Source organism: Candidatus Galacturonatibacter soehngenii, from assembly GCF_008830185.1.
Lineage (GTDB): Bacteria > Bacillota > Clostridia > Lachnospirales > Lachnospiraceae > Lachnotalea > Lachnotalea soehngenii.
In genome coordinates, this window is the sequence record NZ_WAGX01000005.1 from 854,993 (window position 1) to 870,013 (window position 15,021).

General features: G+C 35.6%; 15 protein-coding genes and 1 pseudogene. 8 read left to right on the forward strand and 8 right to left on the reverse strand.

What is annotated here, in order from left to right; genetic code table 11:
• Positions 1-2: 2 nt before the first annotated feature.
• On the reverse strand, positions 3-959 hold the full coding sequence (gene spoIIIAA / locus F7O84_RS11470) for a stage III sporulation protein AA (protein WP_192451731.1): 957 nt from the start codon (positions 957-959) through the stop codon (positions 3-5).
• A 192-nt stretch (positions 960-1,151) separates the two neighbouring features.
• On the opposite strand from spoIIIAA, the gene grcA3 reads away from it, so the two are divergent.
• The 3 genes from grcA3 (at position 1,152) to deoC (ending at position 3,079) form a co-directional block, all read left to right on the forward strand.
• On the forward strand, positions 1,152-1,439 hold the full coding sequence (gene grcA3, locus F7O84_RS11475) for an autonomous glycyl radical cofactor GrcA3 (RefSeq protein ID WP_478210076.1): 288 nt from the start codon (positions 1,152-1,154) through the stop codon (positions 1,437-1,439).
• Between the two features lie 216 nt (positions 1,440-1,655).
• The gene (locus F7O84_RS11480) at positions 1,656-2,393 is read left to right on the forward strand and encodes a GntR family transcriptional regulator (protein ID WP_151145141.1); all 738 of its coding nucleotides are present in this window, start codon (positions 1,656-1,658) and stop codon (positions 2,391-2,393) included.
• Complete coding sequence (gene deoC, locus F7O84_RS11485) at positions 2,390-3,079, forward strand: deoxyribose-phosphate aldolase (protein WP_151145143.1); 690 nt, start codon at positions 2,390-2,392, stop codon at positions 3,077-3,079. The genes F7O84_RS11480 and deoC overlap by 4 nt, the downstream gene beginning before the upstream one ends.
• A gap of 98 nt (positions 3,080-3,177) precedes the next feature.
• Here deoC and F7O84_RS11490 read toward each other — a convergent pair whose 3' ends face one another.
• Entirely contained in the window at positions 3,178-4,233 is a 1,056-nt protein-coding gene (locus tag F7O84_RS11490) for an NAD(P)-dependent alcohol dehydrogenase (protein ID WP_151145146.1), read from the reverse strand.
• A gap of 322 nt (positions 4,234-4,555) precedes the next feature.
• Here F7O84_RS11490 and F7O84_RS19620 point away from each other — a divergent pair.
• The 5 genes and pseudogenes from F7O84_RS19620 to F7O84_RS11515 form a co-directional block, all read left to right on the forward strand.
• A pseudogene (locus F7O84_RS19620) lies at positions 4,556-4,684 on the forward strand (helix-turn-helix domain-containing protein); the annotation flags it as partial.
• Positions 4,681-5,556 carry a DMT family transporter gene (locus F7O84_RS11500; RefSeq protein WP_151145149.1) on the forward strand — a complete coding sequence of 292 codons (876 nt, stop codon included), beginning with the start codon at positions 4,681-4,683 and terminating at the stop codon, positions 5,554-5,556. The pseudogene F7O84_RS19620 and the gene F7O84_RS11500, both read left to right, overlap by 4 nt.
• Before the next feature lie 82 nt (positions 5,557-5,638).
• Positions 5,639-6,637 carry an aromatic acid exporter family protein gene (locus F7O84_RS11505; protein WP_151145152.1) on the forward strand — a complete coding sequence of 333 codons (999 nt, stop codon included), beginning with the start codon at positions 5,639-5,641 and terminating at the stop codon, positions 6,635-6,637.
• Positions 6,627-7,526 carry a helix-turn-helix transcriptional regulator gene (locus tag F7O84_RS11510; RefSeq protein ID WP_151145154.1) on the forward strand — a complete coding sequence of 300 codons (900 nt, stop codon included), beginning with the start codon at positions 6,627-6,629 and terminating at the stop codon, positions 7,524-7,526. The genes F7O84_RS11505 and F7O84_RS11510 overlap by 11 nt, the downstream gene beginning before the upstream one ends.
• Before the next feature lie 80 nt (positions 7,527-7,606).
• Positions 7,607-8,065 (forward strand): GyrI-like domain-containing protein, encoded by a 459-nt coding sequence (locus tag F7O84_RS11515; RefSeq protein ID WP_151145157.1) that lies wholly within the window; start codon positions 7,607-7,609, stop codon positions 8,063-8,065.
• Between the two features lie 80 nt (positions 8,066-8,145).
• On the opposite strand, the gene F7O84_RS11520 is transcribed toward F7O84_RS11515, so the two are convergent.
• The 6 genes from F7O84_RS11520 to nifE are packed head-to-tail and all read right to left on the reverse strand — an operon-like array spanning position 8,146 to position 14,951.
• Positions 8,146-8,787 (reverse strand): Fe-only nitrogenase accessory AnfO family protein, encoded by a 642-nt coding sequence (locus F7O84_RS11520; RefSeq protein WP_151145160.1) that lies wholly within the window; start codon positions 8,785-8,787, stop codon positions 8,146-8,148.
• Between the two features lies 1 nt (position 8,788).
• Entirely contained in the window at positions 8,789-9,595 is an 807-nt protein-coding gene (locus F7O84_RS11525) for a beta/alpha barrel domain-containing protein (protein ID WP_151145163.1), read from the reverse strand.
• Positions 9,570-10,553: a homocitrate synthase/isopropylmalate synthase family protein gene (locus F7O84_RS11530; protein WP_151145166.1), complete on the reverse strand. Its 984-nt coding sequence runs from the start codon at positions 10,551-10,553 to the stop codon at positions 9,570-9,572. Before F7O84_RS11530 ends, F7O84_RS11525 begins: the two co-directional genes overlap by 26 nt.
• 37 nt (positions 10,554-10,590) lie before the next feature.
• Positions 10,591-10,899: a 2Fe-2S ferredoxin gene (locus F7O84_RS11535; RefSeq protein ID WP_151145169.1), complete on the reverse strand. Its 309-nt coding sequence runs from the start codon at positions 10,897-10,899 to the stop codon at positions 10,591-10,593.
• A gap of 18 nt (positions 10,900-10,917) precedes the next feature.
• Positions 10,918-13,611 (reverse strand): nitrogenase cofactor biosynthesis protein NifB, encoded by a 2,694-nt coding sequence (gene nifB, locus F7O84_RS11540; protein WP_151145172.1) that lies wholly within the window; start codon positions 13,609-13,611, stop codon positions 10,918-10,920.
• The gene (gene nifE, locus F7O84_RS11545; RefSeq protein WP_151145175.1) at positions 13,608-14,951 is read right to left on the reverse strand and encodes a nitrogenase iron-molybdenum cofactor biosynthesis protein NifE; all 1,344 of its coding nucleotides are present in this window, start codon (positions 14,949-14,951) and stop codon (positions 13,608-13,610) included. Before nifE ends, nifB begins: the two co-directional genes overlap by 4 nt.
• Positions 14,952-15,021 lie beyond the last annotated feature (70 nt).

Sequence of the window (15,021 nt, forward strand, 5' to 3'; positions counted from 1 at the left end):
AATTATGCCTCCTCCCTATAAAGAATGGTTCCTCGTTCATCAAAGATTTCTCTAATATTTCCAACTTTTTTATTATTATCCAGTACGATATAACGCTCAAATACCTTTTCTGTTATCATTTTTTGAAGCAGGGGCTTGGTTTTTATATCCTCAATGGAACTTCCATGCACCGTTGCAAGTAATTTGCAACCACAATGAATCACTGCCTCAATTGCCTTTACATCATCATAATCTCCAATTTCATCTATCGCAATCACACTAGGAGACATGGAGCGAATTAACATTAACATACCTTTTGCCTTTGGGCAGCAATCAAGGACATCAGTTCTAATTCCTAAGTCATTTACCGCTACTCCCATATAGCATCCAGCGATTTCACTTCTTTCATCTACCACTCCAACCGTCTTTCCTATCCTTCCATTCACCCCATTTGATATTTGTCTGATAATATCGCGAAGTAATGTAGTTTTTCCACATCTTGGAGGTGATATGATAAGACAATGATGTACTTGATTTTCTTCTTCAATAAAAGGCATTACCGCGTTGGCACACCCTTTTATTTCATGCGATATTCTAACATTAATATAAGATATATACTTTAATCCTGTAATCTTGTCTCCATCAAGAACCGTCTTTCCTGCTATACCAATTCGGTGTCCACCTTGTATGGTGATAAATCCCTGCTTGATTTCATCTTCAAACGCATACAAGGAATAGCTACTTATATAGTCCATTGTTTCTTTAATTTCACTTTTTTCTACATAGTAGGCATCTGACTTCAATTGACTTAGTACTCCGCTTGGTGAAAGAAAATATTCTTTCCCTTTATAGATAAGAATCAATGGACCATTTACTCTTAAGCGCACTTCTTGTAACAGTTCGAAATCTATGTTACTTTGCAATAATATTGTCCTAATATTGCTTGAAAATATTTTAATTAGCTCGTCTCTTTTAATCATTTACTCACCTCTTAAAACAGTATATGAACAGATTACCAATTTATGTTATTAATTTTGTTTCGAAAAAAAAACAGGTATTCTTTTTTAATCCTATGGACATATTAATAATTCTATGTTATATTATAGATACAGTAACAGTAACAATTACTATTATCTGTTAATAAGAATTTTAGCACTTTGGCTTATGTAACAATATCTTGTTTTATTTTTTCACATAGGCTCACACAAGGAGGTTTTCAAATGACAAATCAAGCACAAGTAGATAACTTAGTAACATTATTAGATGGATATGCTGAAAAAGGTGGCCATCATTTGAACGTAAATGTTTTTACAAAAGAAACTCTTTTAGATGCACAGAAGAACCCAGATAAATATCCTCAGCTTACAATTCGAGTGTCTGGCTATGCTGTTAATTTCAACAAGTTAACCAAAGAACAACAAGATGATGTAATTGCACGTACCTTCCACAATGCAATGTAATTGTTTTTCCTTCTTATAATTTATCCTTCTTACCCTTATAAATATGAGGCTGTCGACTTTGTCGGCAGCCTTTCAATTTCATCACTTTTTATTTCTAGCATTTTTTTTATAGCTAGGCTATACTATAAGTTAGCAATAAAAAGGAAGTCTAGAATTAGATATAATATTTAAGTGATATCAGAAACGTTTTCTATTTCTGATTGGGAGGATTATGACATGTCAAGGAAATTGCCATCTTATCTACAAGTGTACAATCAATTGAAGCAAGATATTTTGAAAGGGAAATACAAAATAGGTGAAATGCTTCCCATTGAAGGTGATTTGGAAAAAATATTTGGGGTTAGTCGTATTACGATTCGAAAGGCTGTTAAATTATTAAATGAAGATAAATTAGTGGATGTAAAGCAAGGTCGAGGTACCATGGTACTTGATTTTAAGGCATCTCAAAATCTAAATCACGTCGTTTCCGTTACCGAAACTCTTCGCCAAAAGGGATATAGCGTAAGAACCAAACGAATGCATATTGACCTAATAGAAGCTGATTTAGAAATTGCTAGTTATTTACGAATATCTGCTGGGGAAATAGTGGCACGATTTCAAAGAATCCAACTAGCGGACGAAAAACCAATTGTAATTATGAAAAATTATGTTCCTGCACATCTGGTTCCAAATATTACAAAACATTGCAATAAGTTTTCAGCCCTATATCAGTTTCTAGAGGATACCTATCAAATAAAAATAGATGAGGCTTCCGACCGAATCTATGCAAAAAATGCAAGCTTTGAAGAGGCGCAAATGTTAGAAATAGAAACGGGTGATGCATTACTATGTATTCAACGAACCTGTTCCTATCAAGGCACACCTGTTTGTTTAGATGATGTTGTAATCATTGGTAAGCAATATGAACTTACATCAACCATGCAGGGAAGATATCGAGGTGAAGCAAAAAAATGAAACCTGATTTCATACAAACGTTGCATCGACATATTGATATTAGCTGTGTAAAAAGTACCCATACCAAAACTGAAATTGATACCATGTTAGCCTATGCAAAAAAGTATCAATTTGTCAGTGTTTTTGCTATGCCTTGTTACACCCCTTATATTATAGAAAGTTTAAAAAATGAGTCCTTCATTAAACCTGGTGGTGTTGTTGGCTTTCCTACTGGATGTGACAGTACTTTTTCCAAAGTAGAACAAGCCAAAGAGCTAATTAAGTTGGGATGTCTAGAACTAGATATGGTTATGGCTTATGGAATGTTAAAGTCTGGATATTACAATTATGTCTATGAGGATATTAAACAGGTGGTTCAAGTCAGTGATACAATCCCTGTTAAAGTAATTATTGAAGCCCCCTATCTTACGGATTATGAAATCGCAAAAGCATGTGAAATAGCCGTTTATGCTGGTGCTACTTATGTAAAAAGCGCAACAGGGTGGTCACAGGCCCCTACTACCATACATATGATTAAAATTATGAAGGATACTGTCGCAGACAAAGCCCTCATTAAAGCCGCAGGAGGTATCCGTTCGTTAGATACTATCACGCAAATGATGGAGCTTGGTTGTGAGCGTTTTGGAATGGGTGCAGAATCAGCACGTTCTGTTATGGAAGAACTGCATCATAAAGGTGATTTATGATGTAAGGCATAGAACGTTTCGCTTACAAAATCGTTATCATAAAAATGACAGCAAATCGTTCAAAGATTTACATGAACTTAATTTGCTGTCATAATATTTTATATAATAACTACTGGCTTAATTAAATCTTTTGGTTTATCCTTCATAAGCATAAGCGCATCTTCCACTTTTTCAAATCCATTAAACTTATGGGTTATTAATTTGCTGGTATCCAAACGATTTGTTGTGATTAAGGAAACTAATTTTTCCATACGTAGTCTTCCGCCCGGCATAAGACCACCTGCAATCGTTTTATGCCCCATTCCACATCCCCAGTCAGTGCGTGGAATCTTAACATAATCTCCTTCTCCAAGATAATTTACATTGCCAATTCTTCCACCTGGCTTAAGCATACGAATCGCTTGGTCGAACGTATCGACATCGCCACCTGCAATAATAATTTTGTCTACCCCTTTATTCTTTGTTTCTTCCATAATCTGATCAACAATATCACCCTCGCGATAATTGATGATGTTTGTTGCTCCATACTCTTTTGCTATCTCGATACAATTCGGTCTGGAACCTACTGCATAAATGTGAGATGCTCCACGTAATACAGCACCTGCTACAGACATAAGCCCAACTGGTCCAATTCCAATAACAACTACACTATCTCCAAACTGAACATCAGCAAGTTCAACTCCATGAAGTCCTGTTGGAACCATATCAGACAACATAGCTGCTGCTGCTAAATCAATTCCATTTGGTAAATGTGCAAGATTTGCATCTGCTTCATTTACATGAAATAATTCACCAAACACTCCATCTTTAAAATTAGAGAATTTCCAACCCGAAAGCATTCCCCCTGAATGCATGGAGTATCCACCCTGTGCTTCTAATGAACCCCAATCTGGTGTAATAGCAGGTACAATTACTTTATCGCCTGGTTTAAAATCCTTTACAAGACTTCCCACCTCTACAATTTCTGCAACTGCTTCATGTCCAAGTATCATGTCATGACGCTCACCAATCGCTCCTGCCCATACCGTATGTACATCCGAAGTACAAGGCGATAACGCTAATGGTCTGCAAATCGCATCAAATACTCCACATTTTGGAGCTTCTTTTTCAATCCATCCTGTGCTTCCAATACCTAACATCGCAAAACCCTTCATGTCCATTCTCCTTTATTGTTAATTTTTTATCATATACATATACTAACACATAATGTTTTTATAATCAATATTTTATCTGTTGTGTTTTTACATAATCTTTTTAATATCTTTTTGGACAAAATTGCTATTTTTTTGACAATTTATATTCTATCTATTATGTTTTAATCTATTTTTCTTATCATATTAGGTAACCGTATATCCCAAATAACATTATTCTTATCAGGCATTTTCATGAATTTTGAGCATATCCTTCAAGAAAACTTTTGAAATAATTGATAAAGTATGATAAAGTTTGGCAATGTAGATGAATAACTGTGTTGATTTGGCAGGATTTTCAGATCAGAGTCACTTTATAAACTTTTTTAAGGAGTTTATTGGGCTTACACCAAAGCAATATCAGAGAATATTTTTAGAAGCAAATCACGTTTCATCGAAAGGAGTAACACAATGAATCACTCAAAGACAAGAGGGCATCTTGCGGCTATTTTTACTATCATCATATGGGGCACCACATTTGTATCAACCAAAGTACTACTAAATGATTTTACCCCCATTGAAATTCTTTTCTTAAGATTTATTGCTGGATATTTTGCACTATGGCTTATCTATCCGCATAAACTTTCACTCGTCAATGCAAAACAAGAATGGTATTTTGCATTTGCAGGATTATGTGGAATCACATTATATTTTCTTTTTGAAAACATCGCTTTGACTTATACGTTAGCATCGAATGTAGGAATCATTGTTTCGGTTTCCCCCTTTGTTTCCGCTATTTTTAGCTATGTTTTCTTAAAGGAAAAAAAGCCTGGAATACGTTTTTATGCTGGGTTTCTTATCGCAATGATAGGAATTTGTATGATTAGTTTAAATAAGGATGCTGTTTTTGATTTTTCCCCAATTGGAAATCTTTTGGCCTTATTGGCTGCATTTATCTGGGCAGCTTATTCCACCTTGTCAAAAAAAATTTCCACTTTTGGTTATCCTATCATACCAGCCACCAGAAGGTGCTTTTTTTATGGAATACTCTTTATGTTTCCTTGGGTTATTGGTATGAAATTTGATGTCTCTCTGTTTGAAATTCTCATTCCAATTAATCTCTTAAATCTATTGTTTTTGGGCTTTGGCGCTTCCGCTATTTGCTTCTTAACTTGGAACTATGCCGTTAAAAATCTTGGTGTTGTACATACAAGTGTTTATATTTACCTTGTTCCAATTATTACCACGTTTACTTCAGTGCTTATTTTGAAGGAACCTATTACACAAGCTAGCATTGGAGGTATTTGCTTTATTCTTCTAGGATTATTTTTGTCCGAAAACAAGTGATTCACTTTGGTATACTTATAAGTATTGAAATGTGATGTATTATCATCTAGAATATAGGTAAAAGTAGAAAGGAAGTGACAACATGAAAATAATTAAAATCGCCTTTGGAACCGCTTTGGCAATTATTCTTGCTAATTTCTTTTCTCTTGCCTATAGTCCTTCTGCTGGTATTATTACTTTACTTACCATTCAAGATACAACAAAAGAAACCATTACGATTTCTTTCAAGCGTCTCCTTGCCTTTTGTATTGCAACAGTTCTGTCTTTTGGTATCTTTCAGATGTTAGGATTTACTCCTGTTTCATTTGGTGTTTTTCTTCTTTTCTTTGTATGGATTTGTTATCACTTTAAATTACAAGATGCCATTGCTATGAACGCTGTTTTAACGACACACTTTTTGATTGAAAAGAACATGTCTTTTTCTTTGATTGGCAATGAATTGTTCTTACTCATCATTGGTGCTGGCATAGGAACGTTACTGAATTTATATATGCCTAGCAAGATTAAGCAAATTCGGGATACACAAGCTACGCTAGAAGCCGACATACGTAGTATTCTTTCACATATCTCAGACCAAATAAAAAATGCCTCAAAAATGGAAGTTACCCCAGAATGTTTTACCTCTTTGGATGCACATATTCAAACTGGAATCAAGCATGCCTATACAAACATGAATAATACTTTTTCTCAAGAAAACCAATACTTCTTAAGCTATATGCAGATGCGAAAACAACAATATCAGGTACTTAAAAATATTTATGACAAAATTCTGTCTCTTGAGCACATTCCATCTCAAGCAAATGACATTGCTAACTTTATCAATCACATCGCTCTAAGCCTAAATGAAACTAACAATGCCAATAGCTTACTTATGGAATGCAATTCTTTGTTTGAGATGTTTCAAAGCAGTGAGCTTCCCGTTTCCAGACAAGAATTCGAATCAAGAGCGGTATTATATATGCTATTAAAAGATTTTGAATATTTTTTGAGAATCAAACAAGATTTTGCAATGTCTCTAACAGAGGAACAAAAGATAAAGTTTTGGAATCAATCGGAAGGGGGAAAGGCCATTGAAAAATGATCGTTTATTTGCTATTACGTATACATTACTTCATAAAAAAACAGTCACTGCCTCCTCTCTTTCTAAGGATTTAGGCGTGAGCATACGTACTATTTACAGAGATATTGAGACTTTATCCGCCAATGGAATACCCATTTATTGCACACAAGGCAAAGGCGGTGGAATCTCTATTATGGGACACTATTCCATCGATAAAGCACTTCTTTCAGATGCAGAGCAAAATGAAATATTAATGGCTTTACAAGGTGCTTCGGTTACGGGGCACCTGAATTTAAAACCATCAATTGATAAGTTGTCTGGTATTTTTCAAAAAGAGGTTGATGATTGGATTGAGATTGATTTTACAGGTTGGTCTCAGACTAACAGTACGCGGTCTGATTTTGAGGCTATTAAAAGAGCCATACAAGAGTCTCTTTTACTGTCCTTTTCTTATTATAATAACAAAGGAAAAGAATCAACGCGAAATGTACAACCGTATAAATTAATTTATAAAGGCACGCAGTGGTATCTATATGCTTATTGTATGAATAAATGTGATTATCGTTACTTTAAATTAAACCGCTTAAAAAATCTTCATCTAACACAAGAAAAATTCGAAAAAAATACCAATATAATGCCTTCATTGTATTATAAAGAGGATACAAAGGAAATGATTCATTTGACTCTAAAAATACAAAAAGAAATGGCGTTTCGTGTCTACGATGAATTTGGAGAAGCTACAATTACGGATAACATGGATCATTTTATTGTGAATGCGCAAATACCCCTTAATCCTTGGCTCATTCAATACCTTCTAGGATACGGCGCGTCACTTGAAATTCTTGAGCCCAAATCGCTTCGAGAGGCATACAAAAAAGAATTAAATCAGGTTTTAAATAAATATTTATAATATGACAAAACGTGTCAGGTTATATTTGCTATTCTCTCTTTAAGCAATTCATTTCATTGCTTAGAAAGAGAGGTAGTAAAATGAACTATGAAGTTGTAACTATGCCTGAAAAGAAAGTCGTGGGTGTTCGTGCTCGTACAAAGAATTCCGCTCCAAATATGTCTGAAATCATTGGAGGACTATGGAATCACTTTTATCAAGACGGTATCTATTCACAAATACCAAGTAAAGTAAATGACAAAGGTCTTGGTATCTATTCCGATTATGAAACTGATTTTAATGGAGAATATGAGATTTTTGTAGGATGTGAAGTAGAACAAGAACCAACTACGCAGATAGAAGATACAAGCGTAAAAATTATACCCGCAAGTAACTACGCCAAATTCGTAGTACGTGGGAATATGCATCAAGCTGTGGCAAACTTTTGGAGTGAGCTTTGGGAGATGAATCTAGATAGAAGCTATCTATGTGATTTTGAAGAGTACCAAAATAATAGCATTGAAGATGCAGAAGTTCATATTTATATTTCAATAAAATAACAAAGTTAGTTTGGCAGCACTTTGAATTCAGTTATAGCTTTTGTTATGCTATAATAATCATTCAAAGTAGCTGCTTGACTTTATGTTATACACGTTCGTTTGGCTATGCATATAAGATATCCACTTCCTTCTAATTTGTTTGCTCTGTATTGATATCTAGCCATAATAGGATGATGTTCTAGCCAAGGCATTACATGGTCACAAAAAAGATTAAGTTGGTAGAAGGTGTTCTCCTTTAGGAAAGGAAGAATTGCCATCTTTGAGGATATCTCTGGATGATTTTCTTGCAACTTTCTAAGATCAAGCTCAAAGATACCAGCCTCCTTTGTTTCTACGGGAGTTCTTGGATAATCTTTTTTTATTGACTTTGTCGTTTTCTCTTTTTCTTGCTCCATTTGTGCATAATCGTAACCTATTTCTTCAAATAGCTGGTCTGAAATTTCCTTGGCTTCACATAACATAAATCCTTTTTTATCTAACATCAAAAAAGGAATACCAGTAAGGATAGAGGCTACTATTATCTTGCAATCTCCCATTTCATGAACGAACTTTTCAATAAATTCTCGCATCAAAGAAATAGAATCTCTTTGCCTAAAAGAATCCACAACTTCCTTTGTTTCCTTCCAGCCATCCTCTTTTTTCTCATATATAATTAGCTTCGTTGCGTCTAATAGTGATGCAATTTCTTGCTTTTCGTTTAAGATAACACCTATTTTTGGCATCTTACATCGCCCCCCTTAGTTCTTCGTATACTTGCTTTTCAACCTCTCGTATTTGTTTTTTCGTCATTGCAAATTCAAAAATAGAATCACTAGCCTTTATAAAGTCATAAAAATTACAATTTCCAGTTCGTTCACCGATGCCAAATAGAGTAATATCAATAAAATCTGCTCCCGCCTTTGCTCCTATAATTGAGTTTGCCACTGCCATTCCTAGATCATTATGAACATGCATTTCTATTTTTACATCACTGTTTTCTTTTATTGTCTCAACAATTTCTTTGGTACGATTTGGCGTCAATATTCCTACCGTGTCTGCTAGGCGAATGGTATTGACCCCTTCCCTTGATAATTCTTTTATCAAACTTAGTACAAAACCTATATCCGATCTGGACGCATCTTCTAGCCCTACTGTAATATCAACATTGTTACTTTTTGCTATCGCCACACATTCCAGTATCTGCTTTTGTACCCACACTTTATTTTTCTTTAATTTGCTATATATCTGAATATAAGATACGGGTGTTCCAATATGAATAATGTCAGGCTGACAAACAAGTGATTTCTTTATATCCTCTGGTCTCATACGGCTCCATACCGATATTTTAGCCTGTTTAGTATTTTCTTTTATCTTGCAGATACTCTCTTCTTCAATAGCACCAAGGCAGGGTACTCCTGCTTCAATTTCATATACTCCCAATTCATCTAAAAATTTAGCAATTTTAACTTTATCTTCTGTGCGAAGAACAATACCTGGACTTTGTTCCCCATCTCTTAACGTGGTGTCAACGATATGTTTCATTTCTTTCATTTGCAATCACCTCATGAACAAGCTGTCTGAATTCTTCGTCCTTCAAACTGCTTTTCTTTTCTGTGCACGTTTCTTTGACAAAGGCTACCATTTTTTCCATAACTGCCTCATTTGGCAAAGGTATTTTAAGTTCCTGTAACTTATATTGAATGGCTTTCATACCAGAATGCTTTCCGATGACTATTTCTGCTATTCCTCCGACACTTTTGGGATCATATGCCTCGTAGTTGGCTGGATTCTTCTGAATACCATCCGCGTGAATACCAGATTCCACTTTAAAAATATTTTTTCCAATGACTGGCTTTTTATTACCAATCGTTGTATTTGTTATTTTCTCAAACAACTGTACTAATCTAGGAAGCATGGATAAGTCCCTATTTGGCTTATGTCTTAGTGCAAGGCGAAGTGCCATGATGACCTCTTCTGTTGCTGCATTATTCTTGCAACCCGCAAAACTTGTTGTAACATAGCATCCTCCCATCATCACCCATTGTACTGCTAATGCACTTGCACATCCATACGCATTTTCAGGACAAAAGTTAATTTTGCTTTTGGGTACACTTTGTTTTATTTCAGCCATTGTCTTATCGTAAGATTTACAAATTAAATCATCTAGCCCTACAATTCGAACCTCACTGCATTTTTGTAAAGATTTCAATCGAACAATTTCTCTTGCATCGTTTATTTGAATTTCGTTTATCACATTATCCTTAGGTTCCTCACTATGGCAAATATAGCGATAAAATCCGGGGAATAAATCAGCCATCTCCAGAAATTCAACATGGAGTGCAAATTTTTTCCCATTTATTATTTGCTCCATTCTTTCATATGCATCAACGGATAATTCTATGATATCGACACCAATGTCAAAAAGAAGCTCGCAAAAAACTTGCAGCTCCTCCTTGGTTGGCAGGCAATAATCAAATGTGGTTAATGTATTATCTATGATTTGAATCACCAGACAGACCTCCCCTTACTTACGCCTTTATTTTCTTCTAAATAACCAGTGACTCAACTACTAAGCCACCTTCTATATGCTGCTCCACTATGGTCTCAACATCATCCTCTGTCACATTGCCATACCAAACACCTTCTGGATAAACTACGACAATAGGTCCTTTATCGCAGATACCAAAGCATCCCGTATTGGTAATCATGACTTCACCTGATAAATCTCTGTCGTCGATTTCTTCCATAAATCTTTGCACCAAATCAACTGCTCCTTTTGAATAACAAAAGCCTTTTTGCTGACCATTTATTCTGCAACTTGTACAGACAAATATATGATACTTTGGACTAACCATATGCATTCTCCTCTTCTATTATACCTGATTTTCCTCTATTTCTAGTTCCTTTGCAATTTTTTTTACAGAATCTTCTATTTTATCGTAAGTGGTAAAGACTTTAATTCCTTTTTCATTTAATTTCATTCTAGGGGAATCACCAATTCTCATTGCTATGACTGCATCACAATCAGCAATCGTATGTATAATCAAGGATATTTTATCTTCCTTTTCTTCACACTCTTCTACACCTTTACAATATTGGTCGATTTTTCTTTTCTCTAGGAATTTGGCATTGCCATTTAAATATTCATAGACGTAGAGTTCGCTTACCTGTCCAAAGTGTTGATCGACTATCATTCCACTTTTTGTTGCAACTGCAACCTGTAGCTTTTGTTGTGCATTCTCTTTTTTGATTGAGTCTTCTTGTTTTTCCTCTTTGTGACAAGCATTAAATTCAATGGACTGATCATGATCTAATGTTCCAATTGCATCCGCACGACATTGTCTACAATGATACATTTGTTTCATTGTTTCACCACAGTTTTTACGCATTTCCATGATTTCTTTATTACTAACGAGTGGTAAATCTTCAAACACACTTCCTTTTACTGGTATCAGCTGCATGATATTCGTAATCGTTCCACCTAAATCTTTCACTTTTTTTACTACTTCTGGAATGTGATGATCATTAATGCCTTTTAACATTACAATGTTGACTTTACAAATGATTCCTTTGGAGGTTAATAGTTGGATACCAGTTAACTGATTCGCTAGTAATATGGCTGCTGCCGCTTCTCCATAATACTTCACTCCCATGTAATCCACATATTTGTAAATTTGTGCACCTATTTTGGGATCAATTGCATTCATTGTCACTGTAACGTGGGATACACCAAGCTCTATTAAGTCTCTTGCATAACGAGGAAGCATCAAACCATTGGTTGATAAACAAAAGGTAACATCTTGATCCACTTCTTTAATCATTGAAAGTGTCTGTTTCGTTTCATCGAAGTTTGCCAAGGCATCTCCTGGTCCTGCAATTCCAACAACCGATAGATTGGGGACTTTTTTCTTCACCTCTATGTATTTAGCCAAAGCCTCTTCTGGATTTAAAATACTGGTCGTAACACCTGGTCTGCTTTCATTTGGACAGTCATACTTTCTCAAACAATAATTGCAACTAATATTACATTTTGGTGCAATCGGTAAATGCATTCTTGCATATTGATGAGCTCCACAGTTGTAGCAGGGATGCGTTTTTGTTTTCTCTTCGATTGACTTTTCCATTTTCTTTTCTTCTAGGTTGATTACTTCCATAACATCACCTTTTTCTTTCTTCTTTGTTGCCTGCAACTGCTCTTCATAATATTTCTTATATAAATCTTTACGAAAACTCGTTTCTTTTTTTGACAATATCACATTTGCAATCTCATCTAAAAAGGTAAGAGCCCCTTCATAACCTAGCATACGAAGCCTTTGTCCTCCCACTCTATCATGAATTGGAAAGCTTCTTCGTACTAGACCAATCTGCTGTCTTTCTTCTATCCTTCTTCCATCCGAACTTCCAATTAAAATATTAATTCCAAGTTCTATTGATTTTTCTTCTATTGTTTGAAAATCAATATCGTCCAATATTTCAAACCGATCAATTAAATAGGCCTTGGCAAGTTCTTCTATTTCATGTTCCACCATTTTTTTTAATGTATTACATTTAGAGCCTGTTGCTACAATCATTGGCATAATTCCATTTTCAACACACAATCTTACTGTACTATATACAAAGTCTGGTTCCCCAAAGATTGCGGCTCTTGCTTCTCCATTGTACTTATGTCCATCAATCATTGCATCTAAAAATCGACCTCTTTGATTGGTTATCTCATTTGGAATCGACTTTCCAGATATCTCAGATAAAATTTTAATCAGTTGATCTGTATCTCTAAGACTCACTGGAAGAGCACATTTTTTGTACGGTACACCATATGTATCAAATAAATACTTTGCAACCGAAGGATTATCTTTTGTAAAACTTGATAATTCAAGCGTAAGTCTTGCCCCTGCCATGGTTTGAATGTCCCCTATGCTAGTTCCGCCAGAAGGTAAACGCTCATAAGTCGTTTTATGCATTCCATCTAACGTCTCTGACAGGTCTGGAAGTAGAATGGCATCGATTGAGAAATCTTTTAGCAAATCTTTTAAATATCTTGTATCTGCTGGAGATAATATGGAAGTTACAACATTAATCTTTTCATGCTTTGTTGTATCCATCTCTACATTCTTAACCACTTCATAGATTGCTCTCATATACCCTTCAAACTGCGTTCCGCCATAGCCTGGAGATGGGATGGGAATTACTTTAATATGACTATGTTCTGGGTTTTCCAGATAAAATTTATCAATCATTCGAACCAGATCTTCACCTATTGTCTCTGCAAGGCAAGTAGTAGCAACCCCAATTACTTCTGGCTCATATAATTGAATTAGATTCTTTAGTCCTTGTAAAAGATTTTTCTCTCCTCCGTAAACGGTTCCCTCCTCGGTTAAAGAGGTGGAGGCTATGTCAACTGGCTCGTTGTAATGGGTAGCCATATGCCGTCTAATATACGTACTGCACCCTTGCGATCCGTGCAGTATCGTCATACATTTATGAATTCCGTACAGCGCGGTTGCTGTTCCCATTGGCATACACATTTTACACGGATTTACATTTAAATTAACGAATGTACCTCTCATAGGCTTTCCTCCATATACTTCCAAACAGGATTATTGATACTTCCATTGATTTCCTTTACAAAATTTATCATGCCATCGAATCCGCTTAACGGGTGTTTTCTCTCATGGTTGTGATCACAAAATGCAATTCCAAGTTTATAAGCAAGTGGTCTTTCTTTTACTCCACCAACTAAAATATCTGCTTGTTTTTCCTTCATAAACTTTTCTAGCTCTGCAGGATTTGCATCATCTAGTATCACTGTATCTTTACTAACAAGACTCTCAATAATGTCGTAGTCTTCTTTTTTCCCTGTCTGTGTTCCAACCACTACGGTTTCTACTCCTAGAAAGTCAAACTGCCGAATCAATGATATAGCCTTAAAGCCTCCACCCACGTAGATCGCTGCCTTTTTACCCGTCAAATTCTTTTTATATCTTTCTACCAATGGAGTAATCTTACTGGTTTCTTCCTTCGTAAATGCGATTGCCTTTTGTCTTGCTTCTTCATCTTGCAACGCTTCTGCAATACGAATGAGGGAACTAGTGGTGTCCTCTATTCCAAAAAAGCTTACTTTAATGAAGGGTATCCCCATTTCTTCTTCCATTCGATTGGCTAGATAGGTGCTAGAACCTGCACACTGTACAACGTTTAGCGTAGCCGCTGGTGATTCCAGTAAATTCTCATAATTCGAATCACCTGTAAATCCTGAAATAACAGAAATGCCTATTCTTTTTAGGTAATCTTTAATGATCCACATTTCGCCAGCCAGATTAAAGTCGCCTAATATATTGACACCTTTTCTTTTTGCGGGTTTTTCACTTTTAATCAGTTCCATGATTGCATTACATGCCATTTTATAGCCCACTGATTTATTGCCTGAAAAACCTGGTGATTTTACAGGGATTACTCTTATCTGATACTTTTTAGACATCGTCTTACAGACTGCATCCACATCATCTCCAATTACCCCAACAATGCAAGTTGCATAGACAAAAATAAGCTTTGGCTGATGCTTTGTTGCTATTTCTTCAATCGCTGCGGTTAATCTTTTTTCTCCTCCGAAGATAATATCTGACTCTCTAAGATCCGTTGAAAAACTATTCCGATATAAATCTTCACCACTTGATAAGCTACCACGGATATCCCAGGTATAACTGGCACATCCAATTGGCCCATGAACAATATGAAATGCATCGGTTATGGGATTTAAAACGACTCGTGCTCCGCAATAGACACAAGCTCTTTGGCTTACCGCTCCGGATACGCTATTAGCATCACAACGCATCCCATTACCGCTGCACCCATTTTGCTTATATAGGATAAAATCCTTTCTTTCTTCCAACACACTGACATTTTCCATAAAGATGCACCTCCTCCATTCTTAAATGATCACATAGAGAGCATATTTTGCTCTCTTATGTGTAAGCCGC